The sequence below is a fragment of the Pseudomonas sp. Fl5BN2 genome, assembly GCF_009908205.1.
Taxonomy (GTDB): domain Bacteria; phylum Pseudomonadota; class Gammaproteobacteria; order Pseudomonadales; family Pseudomonadaceae; genus Aquipseudomonas.
The window spans coordinates 396,191-410,162 of the sequence record NZ_JAAARL010000003.1; the positions used below are offsets into that span (position 1 = coordinate 396,191).

General features: G+C 66.2%; 14 protein-coding genes. All 14 read right to left on the reverse strand.

Features of this window, described 5'->3' with window-relative positions; translation table 11 throughout:
• Positions 1 to 21 precede the first annotated feature (21 nt).
• From GV819_RS06260 to GV819_RS06325, 14 genes are read right to left on the reverse strand one after another with little or no spacing between them, the layout of a single operon-like run.
• Positions 22 to 1,248: a beta-ketoacyl-ACP synthase gene (locus GV819_RS06260; protein WP_161754547.1), complete on the reverse strand. Its 1,227-nt coding sequence runs from the start codon at positions 1,246 to 1,248 to the stop codon at positions 22 to 24.
• Positions 1,248 to 1,976: a 3-oxoacyl-ACP reductase FabG gene (fabG, locus tag GV819_RS06265; protein WP_161754549.1), complete on the reverse strand. Its 729-nt coding sequence runs from the start codon at positions 1,974 to 1,976 to the stop codon at positions 1,248 to 1,250. Before fabG ends, GV819_RS06260 begins: the two co-directional genes overlap by 1 nt.
• On the reverse strand, positions 1,973 to 2,446 hold the full coding sequence (locus tag GV819_RS06270; RefSeq protein ID WP_161754551.1) for an ApeP family dehydratase: 474 nt from the start codon (positions 2,444 to 2,446) through the stop codon (positions 1,973 to 1,975). The genes fabG and GV819_RS06270 overlap by 4 nt, the downstream gene beginning before the upstream one ends.
• Entirely contained in the window at positions 2,443 to 3,639 is a 1,197-nt protein-coding gene (locus GV819_RS06275; protein WP_161754553.1) for a beta-ketoacyl-[acyl-carrier-protein] synthase family protein, read from the reverse strand. Before GV819_RS06275 ends, GV819_RS06270 begins: the two co-directional genes overlap by 4 nt.
• Complete coding sequence (locus tag GV819_RS06280; RefSeq protein WP_161754555.1) at positions 3,636 to 4,121, reverse strand: DUF3261 domain-containing protein; 486 nt, start codon at positions 4,119 to 4,121, stop codon at positions 3,636 to 3,638. The genes GV819_RS06275 and GV819_RS06280 overlap by 4 nt, the downstream gene beginning before the upstream one ends.
• Positions 4,118 to 4,879 (reverse strand): class I SAM-dependent methyltransferase, encoded by a 762-nt coding sequence (locus tag GV819_RS06285; protein ID WP_161754557.1) that lies wholly within the window; start codon positions 4,877 to 4,879, stop codon positions 4,118 to 4,120. The genes GV819_RS06280 and GV819_RS06285 overlap by 4 nt, the downstream gene beginning before the upstream one ends.
• Positions 4,876 to 6,123, reverse strand: coding sequence for an NAD(P)/FAD-dependent oxidoreductase (locus GV819_RS06290; protein WP_161754559.1), 1,248 nt, complete (start codon positions 6,121 to 6,123; stop codon positions 4,876 to 4,878). Before GV819_RS06290 ends, GV819_RS06285 begins: the two co-directional genes overlap by 4 nt.
• Positions 6,110 to 7,300: a sodium:proton antiporter gene (locus GV819_RS06295; protein WP_161754561.1), complete on the reverse strand. Its 1,191-nt coding sequence runs from the start codon at positions 7,298 to 7,300 to the stop codon at positions 6,110 to 6,112. Before GV819_RS06295 ends, GV819_RS06290 begins: the two co-directional genes overlap by 14 nt.
• Positions 7,294 to 9,636, reverse strand: coding sequence for an MMPL family transporter (locus tag GV819_RS06300; protein WP_161754563.1), 2,343 nt, complete (start codon positions 9,634 to 9,636; stop codon positions 7,294 to 7,296). The genes GV819_RS06295 and GV819_RS06300 overlap by 7 nt, the downstream gene beginning before the upstream one ends.
• Complete coding sequence (locus tag GV819_RS06305) at positions 9,620 to 10,300, reverse strand: outer membrane lipoprotein carrier protein LolA (protein WP_161754565.1); 681 nt, start codon at positions 10,298 to 10,300, stop codon at positions 9,620 to 9,622. Before GV819_RS06305 ends, GV819_RS06300 begins: the two co-directional genes overlap by 17 nt.
• Positions 10,297 to 10,722: an acyl-CoA thioesterase gene (locus tag GV819_RS06310; protein WP_161754567.1), complete on the reverse strand. Its 426-nt coding sequence runs from the start codon at positions 10,720 to 10,722 to the stop codon at positions 10,297 to 10,299. Before GV819_RS06310 ends, GV819_RS06305 begins: the two co-directional genes overlap by 4 nt.
• On the reverse strand, positions 10,715 to 12,259 hold the full coding sequence (locus tag GV819_RS06315; protein ID WP_161754569.1) for an HAL/PAL/TAL family ammonia-lyase: 1,545 nt from the start codon (positions 12,257 to 12,259) through the stop codon (positions 10,715 to 10,717). The genes GV819_RS06310 and GV819_RS06315 overlap by 8 nt, the downstream gene beginning before the upstream one ends.
• Positions 12,240 to 13,196, reverse strand: a complete 957-nt coding sequence (locus tag GV819_RS06320) for a glycosyl transferase (RefSeq protein ID WP_161754571.1) — start codon at positions 13,194 to 13,196, stop codon at positions 12,240 to 12,242. Before GV819_RS06320 ends, GV819_RS06315 begins: the two co-directional genes overlap by 20 nt.
• The gene (locus GV819_RS06325; protein ID WP_161754573.1) at positions 13,193 to 13,951 is read right to left on the reverse strand and encodes a glycosyltransferase family 2 protein; all 759 of its coding nucleotides are present in this window, start codon (positions 13,949 to 13,951) and stop codon (positions 13,193 to 13,195) included. The genes GV819_RS06320 and GV819_RS06325 overlap by 4 nt, the downstream gene beginning before the upstream one ends.
• Positions 13,952 to 13,972 lie beyond the last annotated feature (21 nt).

A 13,972-nucleotide genomic window follows, 5' to 3' on the forward strand; every position in this document is an offset into this window, starting at 1 on the left:
TTTCTCCAGTGAAGTGAGGCATTAGGGCCAGCGGCGGAAGATCAACGAAGTGTTGACGCCGCCAAAGGCAAAGTTGTTGTTCATCACGTATTCGTGGCTCATGGCGCGAAAGCCGTCCCGCAGGTAGTCCAGCTCGCCGCAGCGGGGGTCGACCTGATCCAGGTTGCAGGTGTGCACGTACAGGTCGCGGTTGAGCATCTCGATGCTGAACCAGGATTCCAGTGCACCGCAGGCGCCCAGGGTATGGCCGAGAAAGCTCTTCTGCGAACTGATGGGCATGCGGCTGCCGAACAAGCTGCTGGTGGCCTGGGTTTCAGCGATGTCGCCCTGTTCGGTGGCGGTGCCGTGGCCGTTCACATAACCAATGGCCGTCGGTGCCAGGGTTGCGTCCTCCAGTGCCAGCTCCATGGCCCGGCGCATGGTGCTTTGTTCGGGCCGAGTGGTGTGCTGGCCATCGGCGTTGCTGCCGAAACCGACGATTTCCGCGTGGATGCGCGCGCCACGGGCCAGGGCGTGCTCCAGTTCCTCCAGCACCAGCATGCCGCCGCCTTCACCGATCACCAGGCCATCGCGATCGCAATCGTAGGGCCGGGGACTGGTGTGCGGCGCATCGTTCTTCAGGCTGGTGGCGTAGAGTGCGTCGAACACCATGGCCTCGGTGGGGCACAGCTCTTCGGCGCCGCCAGCCAGCATCAGCGGCAGGCGCCCGAACTTGATCGCCTCATAGGCGTAGCCGATGCCCTGGCTACCGCTGGTGCAGGCACTGGAGGTGGGGATCAGGCGCCCGGTGAGGCCGAAGAAGATGCTGATATTGGCTGCCGTGGTGTGGGGCATCATGCGCACGTAGGAGTTGGCGTTGAGTCCTTCTGCCACCGAGTTCAGCAGCATGTTGCCGAAGGCCTTGATCTCGTCGGTGCTGCCGGTGGACGAGCCACAGGCCACGCCCATGCGCCCGTCCTTGATCGACGGGTCGCCCAGCAACCCGGCGTCGGCCAGCGCCTGCTCGGCAGCCCCGACGGCGAGCCGCGAGACTCGACCCATGCTGCGCAGCTGCTTGCGGGTCCAGTGTGCGGGCACCTGGAAATCATCGATGGGGCCGGCCAGGCGAGTATTGAGTTCGCTGAACCGGTCCCACTCGTCCATGCGCCGGATGCCGCTGCGGTTGGCGCCAAAGCGTTCAGCGATGCTGGCCCAGTCGTTGCCCAGGGAGGTGATGCCGGCCATGCCGGTGACGACCACACGCTTCATCAGCACAGGCCCCCGTTCACCGCCAGCACCTGGCGGGTGATGTAGGACGCTTCGGCGGACATCAGGAAGTTCACCGCGCCGGCCACTTCTTCCGGGGTGCCCATGCGCTGGGCGGGAATCATTTTCAGCAGTTCTTCCACCGGCACGTTTTCATCCAGCATGGCGGTGTCGATCAGCCCCGGAGCGACACAGTTGACGGTGATCTTGCGCTTGCCCAGCTCGATGGCCAAGGCCTTGGCGGCGCCGATCACCCCGGCCTTGGAGGCGCTGTAGTTGACCTGGCCACGGTTACCGATCAGCCCCGACACCGAGGTGATGCAGACGATGCGCCCGGCTGCACGGCGGCGGATCATCGGCATCATTACTGGGTGCAGGACGTTGTAGAAACCGTCGAGGTTGGTGCGCAGCACCTGGTCCCAGTCCTCTTCGCTGAGGGCCGGGAAGGCGCCGTCGCGGGTCAGGCCGGCGTTCAGTACCACGCCGTAATAGGCGCCATGGGCTTCGACATCGGCCTCCAGGGCAGCCCGGCAGGCCTCCCGGTCCGAGACATCGAATTGCAGGACGCGGGCGCTGCGGCCCAGGGCCTCGACTTCGGCCTTGACGGCGTCGGCTTCGGTGCGGCCACTGCGGCAGTGCAGCACCAGGTCATACCCGGCCCGGGCCAGACGCAGGGCGATGGCCCGGCCAATGCCACGGCTGGAGCCGGTGACCAGTACGGAGTCAGTCATGACGGGGTTCCTGTAGAAGAGGCAGGTGTTTCATGCAGGTAGTCGGCGGCCTGGGGCGGGCGGAACACGTTCAGGCGCGCGCTGGCGGTGATGCCGGGGCCGGTGAGGTGGCACTCGAACACACCCATGCCGTTGTCGTCTTCCAGAGAGCGCAGGGCATGGATTTCCAAGGTGCTGCCGACGGCAAAGTGCTCGACATTGCATTCGAATTTACGGGTGCCGAGAAGAAAGCCCAGCTCCACCGGCAGGCCCTGCTGGCGGGCGCGGCAACCGGCGTAGGCGGCCACGCTCTGGGCCATCAGCTCGACGCCGACCCAGGCCGGCAGGCTGCCGTCGGGGCGATTGAACAGGCCACCGGGACGGACTTCGAGGCGGGTGCGGATCTGTTCTTCATCAAAGGCCAGGACTTGATCGATGAGGATCATGTCCCCGGCATGGGGCAGCAACTCGGCGAGCGGCCAGTCAATCATGGGGCGTCTCCGATTATCAGGCTGACGTTGTTGCCGCCGAAGGCGAAGGAGTTGCTCATCAGGCGGCGCGGTGCGTGCGGGTCCAGGTGGTCGGCCGGGGTGACCCAGCGCAGCACCGGCAGGGCCGGGTCGGCCTGGGCGTCCCAGAGGTGCGGCGGTAGCGCGTGGCCGGGGTTCTCGGCGCTCAGGCTGAGCCAGCAGAACGCCGCTTCCAGGGCCCCGGCGGCGCCCAGGGTGTGGCCGCTCATGGGCTTGGTCGAAGAGCAGGGCACGCCTTCGGGGAACAGCTGGGTCACGGCCAGGCTTTCCATGGCGTCGTTGTGCAGGGTGGCGGTGCCATGCAGGTTCAGGTAGCCGATCTGCTGCGGCTGCAGGCCGGCGCTGCGCAAGGCCAGGCTCATGGCCTGCAGGGCGCCGCGGCCATCGGGGGCCGGGGCGGAAATATGGTAGGCGTCGGAGCTGGCCCCTCCGCCCAGTAGGGCGATGGGGGCGTCGCCGGCGGGCTCGCGGCTCATCAGGAACAGCACCGCCGCTTCACCGATGTTGATTCCGTCGCGGTTGCGCGAAAACGGATTGCAGCGTTGCCCGGAAACCGCCTCCAGGGACCTGAAGCCGTTGAGGGTCAGCTTGCACAGGCTGTCGACCCCGCCGCACAGCACGGCGTCGCACAGGCCCAGGTCGAGCAGGCGCCGGGCACTGATCAGGGCCCGGGCGCTGGAGGTGCAGGCGGTGGAAATCACATAGGCCGGGCCACTCAATTGCAGCCAGTCGGCGAGGAAGTTCGCCGGGGCGCTGAGTTCCTGTTGGCGGTAGTCGTACTCTGCCGGGAATTGCCGGTCCTGCAGGTAGTGGGCGATGCCACGGCTGGCTTCGTCGATCCCCGAGGTACTGGTGCCCAGGACAATGCCGATGCGGCTGCGACCGTAGCGCTGGATCACCTGCTGGATATCGTCCGTGATCTGCAGCGTGGCCTCCAGCAGCAACTGGTTGTTGCGGCTGTTCTGCGCTTCAAGGCCGGCCGGCATACCGGCCAATGGGCCACGCACCGCAGCCACTGGCAGGGTGCGCTCGGGCACCCAATGGCTTTCGTCACGCATGCCCGAGCAGTCGCCGGCCAACAGGTTGCGAGCGACTTCCTGGCAATTGCGGCCCAGGGCGCAGATCACCCCCAGGGCATTCAGGTAAGCCGTCATGGCACGGCCTCGGAGCGCAGGGCGGTGATGTGGTAGTGCGGGCCTTGAGGCAGGTTCAACTCGAAATCCAGAGGTTGTTGATAGTCAATCCGCCAGCGTGGGCCGAGGGTGCGTTGGGCGCCCTGTTGTCGGGCACCGGGGTAGTTGGCCGTCAGTTCGGCTGCGGGCGTCAGGGCGAACAGCAAAGCGGCGAACAGCTCCCGGGCTTCCGGGTTGGGCGGCAGCAGGCCGTCGGCCTGCCACTGGCCATTGACCAGGCGCTGGCGGGCCTGGGGAATGCCCAGGGGGTCCATCAGCGACCAGCGCAAGCTCGGGCCTTCGGCCTGGATCACCAGCAGCCAGTCCTGGCGCTGGCCTTCAGCCTCGCGCTGCACATGCAACTGCAGAGGCAACGCCAGCGAGGGGCTGCTCTCGGGCAGCGGAGCCTGACTGACGCAAGCGCTCAGCAACAGGACACAACCGAGCAGCAGGGCGCGGATCATTCGGACAGGTCTTCCTCGGCAGCAGGGCTATTCAGGGGCTTGCGGGCCACCACGTTGACCAGGGTTTCCTCGCGCTGGCCCACCGGCGGTGGCTGGCGCAGGCCGAAGCGTTCCAGCAGGCCGAAGTCCTTGGCGCGGCTCCACCACAGGTAGGGATAAGACACGTTCTGCGGGCCGAATTCAAAGCCCTGCTGACGAATCATCTGCAAATATTCGGCGGCGCTTTTCTGCACCTGCATCGGATGGCGGAACAGCCAGCGAATCACCCAGGTATCGATGTAGGCCTCGGTGGATTCGGCGAACAGCAGGTAACCCCCGGGCTTGAGCACCCGGTAGAACTCGGCCAGGGCCTGTTGCTGCTCCACCAGATGATGGAAGGTCTGGTGGCAGAACAGCAGGTCGACGCTGGCATCAGCCAGCTCCAGGGTGGCGCAGTCGCTGCCGATCAGCTCCACCTGAAGCTGCTGGCGGCGGGCTTCTTCGGCGCTGAGCTGGAGGCTGTGGGGGTCGGCGTCGAGGCCGATCAGGCGCTGCGGAGCGAATACCTGGCGCAGGTACTGGAAGGACTTGCCCTGGCCGCAGCCGGCATCCAGCAGCACCGGGTGGCTGGGCGGCTCGCCGTCGAACAGCGAGCGCAGGTCATTGATCGCCACCCGCAGCACGTGGTGTTGCCAGGTGTGGCTGCGCAGGAACCAGAAGCCGAAGCGGGTTTCCTCGACGTAGCTGTCGCTCAGGTATTGGCTGGATTGATCGCTCATACGCAGTCCCTCGCGCAGACTTCCGACAGGGCCTTGAGCCGGCGCTTGGGTTCGCTGACGAAGGGGTTGCGCTCATCCCAGGCGTAACCGGCCAGGATCGAGCTGATCATGCGGCGGATCTCCGGCGAGCTGCCCGGGTGGTAGATCACGTCCTGGAAGGTCCCGGCGTACCAGCCCTCGACATAGCAGCGGAAGGTGTCCACGCCACGCTTGAGTGGTTCGGCGAATTCGCTATGCCAGTCGACGTGCTCGCCCTGCAACTGACGGTGCAGTACGGCGGCGGCCATGCTCGAGGAGCGCATGGCGATGGTCACTCCGGAGGAGAACACCGGGTCGAGGAATTCCGCGGCGTTGCCCAGCAGGGCGAAGCCGGGGCCGTGCAAGGTGGTGACGTTGGCCGAGTAGCCGCCGATGGTCCGTGCCGGGGTGTCCCACTCGGCGTATTGCAGGACTTTGGCGAGGCTCGGGGTTTCGGCGATGAAACCGCGCAGGCAGGCGTCCAGGTCGCCATCGCGTCCGGCGAAGTGCGCATCGGCAGCCACCACGCCCACCGAGCAGCGCCCGTTGCTGAAGGGGATGCTCCAGAACCAGATGTCACGGTGTTCCGGGTGGGTGGTGATGAGGATCTTGTTGCGGTCGAAATGCTCGCAGTCGATGCGGTCTTCGACGTGGGTGAACACGGCCCGGCGCACCGGGAAGTTCGACGGCGCCTCCAGCGCCAGCAGCCGCGGCAGGACTCGGCCGTAGCCGCTGGCGTCGAGGATGAAGTCGGCCTCGATGCGGTACTGGCTGCCGTCTTCGCGGCGGCAGTCCAGTTGCGGCAGCGCACGCTCGACGTCCACCGCGACGATCTCCTCGCCATAGCGGATCTCAACCCCTTGCAGGGCTGCCTGGTCGGCCAGCAGCTTGTCGAAATCAGCCCGCTGAACCTGGAACGCGCTGGGCTTGCCCTGGCTGAAGGTGTCGCCGAAATCGAAGGCGCTGTAGTGCTCGCCCCAGGCAAAGGCCGCGCCGTTCTTGAGTTGGAAGCCGGCGGCTTGCACCGCCTCCAGCATGCCGGCCTCTTCGACGAAATCCAGGCAGTGGGAAAGCAGGCTTTCACCGATGGAGAACCGTGGGAAATGTTGACGCTCGACGATCAGCACGTCGTGGCCCTGGCGCTTGAGCAGCGCGGCCGCGATGGCCCCCGAGGGGCCGGCACCGATCACCACGACCTGGCGACGTTGCATTTCAACTGTTGGCACTGGGGCTCCTTGCCGGTTCGGCGATGTTCAGATTCAAAGGGGCCACGTTCGTCGCAGCCACGGGGGTTTTGTGCAAACCGGCCAGGGCCGGCAGCAGGGTGGCGATCAGCCCCATGAGCATCAGCGCGAAGTACAGCGCCGGGCTGATCAGCTGTTGTTGCAGCAGCAGGTTGAGAAACACGATCTCGCTCAAGCCGCGAATGTTCAGCAGCAGGCTTTCCCGCCAGCGGCTGGCACCCTCGAAGGACGCGCCGGCCCAGGCCAGGCCCAGCCAGTTGCCCAGCAGCTTGCTGGCGATCGGCAACAGCAGCAGCGCCGCCAGCTGCACCCCGCCGAGGCTGTCCAGGGCGCTGTGCACGTTGATCTGCACGATGCCGAAGGTGAGGATCAGCGGGATGGCGATAAAGGTCTGCAAGCGGTTCATCCAGGCAGCCTTTAACGGCAGCACCAGCGCCAGCTTGAGGCTGGCCATGCACAGCAGGTAGCCGATGCCGAAAATCAGCGCATTGAGCTTGTAGTGCTCGGCCACCACCAGCAGGCCGAAGAAGCCCAGGCTGTGCAGCATCGGCTGGCGCAAACCCAGGGCCCGCAGCGCCAGCGGCAGGCAGGCGCCGGCCAGGGGCAGCAACAGGCTGCCCAGGTGCAGGCTGCTCTGGGCCAGGGCGAACAGGCTCCAGCAGGCCAGGTCGATGAGGATCGCGGTCTGCACCAGGCGCCGGGTGGCAGCGGCCGGGTACTGGATGTGCCGCAGGTACAGGTAGAGCACAGGGATCGCGGTAATGGCGAACAGCAGGCCCACGGCCAGGGAGCTCAGCCAGGGTTGCGCCGGCAGCAGCCAGAGGGCTGTCGCCAGGCCGCAGGCGAAGGGTATGCAGAAGCTCGGCACGGCGATCTTCAGGCTCTGGCGATCCAGGCGCAGGTCGATCACGTCACTGAGGATGTGCCCCAGCAGCAGGGCGAAGCTCAGGCTATAGAGGTGCTTGAGCCATTGCGGCGACACCAGTTGCGCACCGCTGAGCTGCCAGTGCGGTTCGATCCACAGCAGCATCAACAAGGGCAGGCCGAAGGTCGCCAGCAGCAGTTGGCTGACGATCGGGATCAGGCCGAAACGTCGGCCGATTTGGGTCGCCAGGGCGAACAGGGCCAGGGCCAGCAGCCAGAACAGTAAGGTCAGCATGGCGAACGCTGCGTGTCGGTTGCCGGGTGCGGCGTGTGGCCGGCCCAGGGCGCGAGGATAAAGCTGAAGGCCAGCCCCAGGCTCACCGCCAGGCCGAAGTTGCTCACCGCCGGGGTGCTGGAAATGGCCAGCAGGCCGAACGACAGCCAAGTGGTCAGGGCCGCCAGCAGGGTGCCCAGCAAGCTCACCGCGGCGCCGCCGATCTGCTCGCGCATGAGGATCGCGTAGTCGACGCTGATGGCGGTCACCAGCAGCAGGCCAAACAGGCTGAACAGGGTCAGCGGCTGACCCAGCCAGCCGAGGCTGGCCAGGCTGCACAGGGCTGCCAGCAACGGCAGGGCCACCAGGCGCAGGGCACCACCGAAACCGAAGGGCAGGATCAACAGCAGCACGATCAACACGCAAGAGGCCAGCTTGAGTTCGGCGGCGCTGACCTGGGTGGCGGCGAACACCCGGTTCAGGTCGCCCAGGCGATCCACCAGTTGTACGCCTGGCAAGCCCTCGGCCTGCACCCGCAGCAGGGCCGCATCGTTCAGACCTTGCAGGCTGATCATGGCGGCTACGCCGTTATCATTGCTGCCCAGCCACAGCGGACGATAGGGTTCGGCCAATGGGCCGCGCAGAGCGGCATCGATATCTTCGATGGGCAGTGCCTGGAGTTGGCTCAGCTCGTTTTGCAGTGCATCAAGAGGCACGCCCAAGTCCAGCAACGGTTGCCAGAATTTCGGCAGTTGCTTGAGGGCTTCACGCACCTGCTGCTGTACCTCGGGCTGGCTGACCAGTTGGTTCAGGGACAGGTAGCCCTTGAGCTTGCCCTGGCTCACCAACGGTTGCAGGCGCTGGTCCAGGGTGTCCAGGCGCTCCAGCAACTGTGGCTGGTTGGCGGCACGCACCAGGAAGAACTGGCTGGTGGGTTGATAACCGGTAATCCGCGCAATGGCCTGGGCCTCTTGCAGCAGTTGCGGCGGCGCACCGACCCACTGGCGGATATCGTTCTTGCTGCTCAGTTGCCACAGGCCCGCGGCACAGAACAGTGCCAGCAGGGCCAGCAGCACCGGGCTCGGCACGCGTTTGAGCAGCGCAGCGCGGACCTTGAGCAGGGCTTCGGCTACCCGCAACGGCCACTGCGCCGGGCGCAACTCGACGCCCTTGAGCAGCGCCGGCAACAGGCACACCGCCGACAGGTAGGCCCCCACCAGGCCGGCGGCAGAAAACACCGCGATCTGGGTCAGGGCCGGGAATGGGGTCCAGGCCAGGGCCAGGTAGCCGATGCAACTGGTCACCAGGCTCAGGCTCAGCCCTGGCAGGGTCAGGCGCAGGGCCGGCCAGCTGTGCCAGGGTTTCAGGCTCCAGCTCTTGGACAGGTAATGCAGCGGGTAATCGACCGCCACGCCGATCAGGCTTGAGCCCAGCACCAGGGTCATGACATGCATACGGCCAAACAAGGCGACGCAGGCCACGGCACCGAACAGCATGCCCACCAGCACCGGAACGAAGGCCAGCAGGACACGCCAGCGGCGGAATGCCAGGAGCAACAGCAACAGAATGCCCAGGGTCGCGCCGCCACCGACCCAGGTGATTTCCCGGGTGGCCTGCTGTTGCCCGTCGGCGGCGTACAGCAGGCCGCTGGCGGCCAGCAGTTGCACCTGCTGTTGGTCGGCCTGCTGGCGACTATCACGCAGCAACTCGGCCACCTGCAGCGGCAGTTGCATGTCGAAGGCATTGCCGCTGGTGCGCGCCCGCAGCAGCACCCAGTGCTTGCCGTCGGCCTCGGCCACCAGGGCGCCGCTGCCGATATCCAGCTGCACCGCGCCGTGCTGCGGCTGACTGTTCTGGATGCGTCCGCTCAGGCCCAGCCAGTCATCCTGGCTCGGCACCAGGGTGAAGCCGCCGAAAGGGTCGAACAGGCCCTGCAGCCGTTGCTGGATGAATGCCTGGGGCTGCTCGATCAACTGCTCACGGTCCTTGGCCGCCAGCATCGCCAGTCGGCCTTGCAGCAGTTGGCTGCGCAAGGCTGGCAGGTCGGCCTGCAGGTTCCACTGGACCTTGTCGAACAGGCCGCTGGCCTGCCATTGCCCGGCCAGTTGCTGGGCCATGGCCACGGCTTGTTGACGCTCGGCATGCCCCACCAACACCAGGATTTCCCGGTTCAGGGGTTCTTGCATGCGTTGTTCGGCCTGCAGTTCAAGAGCGTCCGGGGCAGTACCGGGCACCAGCTCCATCAGGTTGGCGGACAGCGGTGCACCGTGGCGCCATTGCCAGGCGCCCAGGGCCAGCACGGCCACCAGCAGGAGCAGGAACAATCGTGGTAGCCAGCGTTCACTCGGCAAAGTCATGTTGCTCCGCTTCGCTCAAGGGCTGGGCACTGGTGCTGTCCTGCATGATCAGCAAGGTGCGGTCGCCCTGCGCTTCCAGCAACTCGATGCGCTGCACCAGCTCGCCGCCGTCGATGTTGATCTGGGTGAAGATCTGTTTCAGCAACAGCGAGCGGGGGATCAATTGCAACTGCCACTGCTGTGCGCTGCCTTGCAACTGGAGGTCGAAGTCCCGTTGCAGGCCGCTGCTGTCGCCCTGCAGCACGGCGAGGAACAGGCGGTTCTGCTCGGCCCCGGCGCTCTTGCCGGGAAGCATCTGCCAGCCGCCGCCATCGCGCCGGGCGATGCCATGGGCGGTGATGCGGTAGTCCTGTTGCAGCGGGGTTTGCAGCAGCCACAGCAGGCCGTGGTTTTTCGCCAGCACGAAGTGACCCTTGCTGGTCAGCGGCTGGGGCAGGGCCCGCAGGTGTTTTTCCTGGATGAAACGGCCGTGGATCACCTCCGGCCGCGACAGCTGATCGCTCAACTGTTGCAGATCGAATGCCTGAGCCAGCCCCGGCACCAGCAACAACACCAGCACCGTAGGAGCGAGCTTGCTCGCGAACCGCCGCACCACAGTGCTCAGCACCGTGCAATGGGCAGACAGACAGACCCTCTTCGCGAGCAAGCTCGCTCCTACAGTCATGGCAGGGCCCTCGTGACGGCATCGGTGAAGACCTTGGGCGAGGCCAGCTGCATTTCCCGGCTGGCGATCTCAACCGCCACCTGCACCGAGCTGGCGCGGGTCAGGCGTTCGCCGCTGGCCAGGTCGGTGATCAGGTAGTTGATCTTCAGGCGGTTCTCCCACTCCACCAGGCTGGCGCGCACGTTCAGGGTCTGGCCGAACACCGCGCCACGCACGTAGCGCAGCTGCAGGTCGATCACCGGCCAGGCATAGCCGGATTCGAGCATCTGGTTGTAGTTGTGGCCGAGCTGGTCCAGCAGGGCGCAACGGGCGACTTCCAGGTACTTGACGTAGTGCCCGTGCCAGACGACATGCATGGTGTCGATGTCGAAGAACGGCACGAGGATCTGGGTGTCGGCGTGGATCACTCCCTGACTACGCATGCAGCCTCCAGTGTTGTTCGGCAATGCGCTGCAGGCACAGACGCAGCTCGCGTTCCAGGGCCCGATCCTCGATCACCGGTGCAAAATCTTCGGCCAGTTGCCGGTGCATGGCATCCAGGGCCGGTGGCAGCGGCCGGGCATCGGTTTCCTGGCTGCGCAGCCAGACCCCCTGGTTGGCCGCCAGCAAGGCGGCGGCGGCCACTTGCTCGGTGAGCTCCAGCACGCGAATCGCGTCCCGGGCGGCGATGGTGCCCATGCTCACCTTGTCCTGGTTGTGGCACTCGGTGGAGCGCGAGAACACGCTGGCCGGCATCGTGTTTTTCAGGGCTTCGGCGGTCCAGGCGCTGGCGCCGATCTGCACCGCCTTGAAACCGTGGTTAAGCATGGCGCGCTCGGCGCTGGCGCCGGACAGGTTGCTCGGCAGGCCGTGGTTGTAGCGCACGTCCACCAGCAGGGCCAGTTGCCGGTCCAGCAGGTCGGCGACATTGGCCACCAGGTTCTTCAGGCTGTCCATGGCGAAGGCGATGTGCCCGCCATAGAAGTGCCCACCGTGCAGCACGCGCTCGGCCTCGGCGTCGATGATCGGGTTGTCGTTGGCGCTGTTGAGCTCGGTTTCGATGAAGCCGCGCAGCCAGTTCAGGCTGTCGGCCAGCACCCCCAGCACGTGGGGCGCGCAGCGCAGGGAGTAGCGGTCCTGCAGGCGATGCAGGGGCGCGGTAGGGGCGTCGATCGCCAGGTCCTGGCGCAGCCAGGCGGCCACTTGCATCTGCCCCGGGTGCGGCTTGGCGGCGAACAGGCGCTCGTCGAAGTGCTCCGGGTTGCCTTGCAGGGCCACCACGTTGAGGGCGGTGATGCGGGTCGCCAGGCGCAGCAGGTAGTCGGCCCGGGCGAAGGCCAGGCAGGCCAGCCCGGTCATCACCGCAGTGCCGTTCATCAACGCCAGGGCTTCCTTGGGCCGCAGCACCAGAGGCTCCCAGCCCAGTTCACGGTGCACGTCGGCAGCTTCACGGCGCTCGCCACGGAACAGCACTTCGCGCTCGCCGGACAAGGTGGCGGCCACGTAGGACAGCGGCGTCAGGTCGCCACTGGCGCCCACCGAACCCTCTTCGGGGATCAGCGGCAGGATGTCCTGATCGAGGAAGGCTTGCAGGCGTTCCAGCAGCTCCACACGGACTCCGGAGACGCCGTGGCACAGCGACTGCAAGCGCGCCGCCAGCACCGCGCGGGTGGCTTGGGCGTCCAGCAGCTTGCCCAGGCCGCAGCCGTGGAAGGTGTACAGATGACGGGGCAGGGCCTCGACGTGCTCCAGGGGCACGGCCACCACGCAGGAGTCGCCATAACCGGTGGTCACGCCGTAGATCACCCCTTCCTTGTCCAGCAGGGAGTCGAGGAACTGTGCCCCCTTGGCAATCCGCTGGCGCCAGGCGGCGTCGCTTTGCAGGCGCGTCGGCACTTGGCGGTTGGCCAGGGCCAGGACGTCTTCAATGCGCAGAGGGTGTTCGCCGAAGGTTACCGGCTCATGGGTTGAGGTCGTCATCGGTCTTCCAGAATGGGTAAAAGTTGAACCATTGTTGCGGCGCCTGCAGGCAGTACTGGCCCAGGCGTTCGGCGTAGCGGGCGGTCCACTGGGCAATCACTTGCTGGCGGTCGTTGCGCTTCCACTGCACGGCCTCGGCGAAGGGTTCGAGGATCACCCGGTAACGGCCCTGCTGTTTCAGGCACAGCAGCAGGTTGACCGGGCATTTGAGCAGCCCCGCCAGTAGCCAGGGGCCTTGCGGGAACGCCGCCTGATGGCCAAGAAAATCCACCCGCACGTTGCGTCCGCCGTGCAGCGGTACGCGGTCGCCGGCAATCGCCAGCCACTCGCCGCGGTCCAGGCGCTGGCTCAGTTGCAGCATGATCGCCGGGTCCAGCTCGCTGACCTGAATCAGCCGCAGGTTGCTGGCGCCGGCTTCGCCCAGCAGTCGGTTGAAGCGTTCGGCGTGCTTGGTGTGCACCAGCACGTTCATGGTCACCTGCTCCCCCAGCTCGGCCAGGGCGCGGCAGACTTCCAGGTTGCCCAGGTGTGCGCCCACCAGCATCTGCCCGCGCTCGCCGCGCAATTGGTGGCGCAGTGCCGCCGGATCGATGATCTCGATCTGCTCGATGCGCAGCTTGCCGTTCCACACGTCGAGCTTGTCCAGCAGGGCGTCGGCAAAGGCCATGAACTGGCGAAACACTCGCCAATGGCTGGGGCGCAATTCGTCACGCCCGCTCCATTGCGCCAGGCGCTGCTGGTACTGCCAGATGCTGCAGCGAGCGCTGCGACCGAACAGGAAGAAGTAGAACACGATGGCGTACAGCACCGGGCTCAGTACGCGGCGCCCGAGCACTCGAACGCCGAACGCGGTGAGCTTCATCAGCCAGAAGCTGCCGCGTTCCTGATGCTCGGCCCAGTGTTCGCTGGTGGGCTCCTTGGAAGGCTTCTGACTCATGAGCGCCACCGCCGCCAGAGGATCACTGGCAGGCGCGCCAACATGCCGAAGAACAGCTTGGCGTGCATCTTGGAGATCAGCGCGTTGTCGTGGAACAGGCGAAAGTGCGACAGGCCGTCCTGGGGATAATGCACCCGGGTCGGCAGCCAGAGCATGGGCTGCTTGCGCCATGACAGGCGCACCAGGATTTCCGGGTCGAAGTCCATGCGCTGGCCCAGCTGTACCGAGTCGATCAGGGCCAAGGTCGCCGGCAGGGGATAGACCCGGAAGCCGCACATCGAATCCGGGATCTGCAGCGACAGGCTGTTGATCCACACCCAGACGTGGGTCAGGTAGCGCGCGTACAGGCGGCCCTTGGGCACGCTGGCGTCGTACTGTGGATAACCGCAGATCAGTGCTTGGGGGTGCTCCTGGGAGTGGCGGATGAAGTTATCCACATCCGCCAGGTCATGCTGGCCGTCGGCGTCCACTTGCAGGGCGTGGCTGAAACCCAGGTTCGCGGCTTCCCGCAGGCCGGCCATGACGGCACCGCCTTTGCCCTGGTTGATGGCCAGGCGGATCAGGAACACCTGATCGAGACCTGCCAGTTGCTCCAGCACACAGGCGCAGGCGGGGCTGCTGGCGTCGTCGACCAGGATGCAGGGCAGGCCTTGTGCCAAGAGGGCATTGAGCACCGCGGGCACGGCGGTTTCGTGGTTGTAGACCGGGATGACGGCGCAGGGCGTGTGGGTCGGCGTTGGACCCTTCGCTGGCAAGCCAGCTCCTACAGCCGCGAA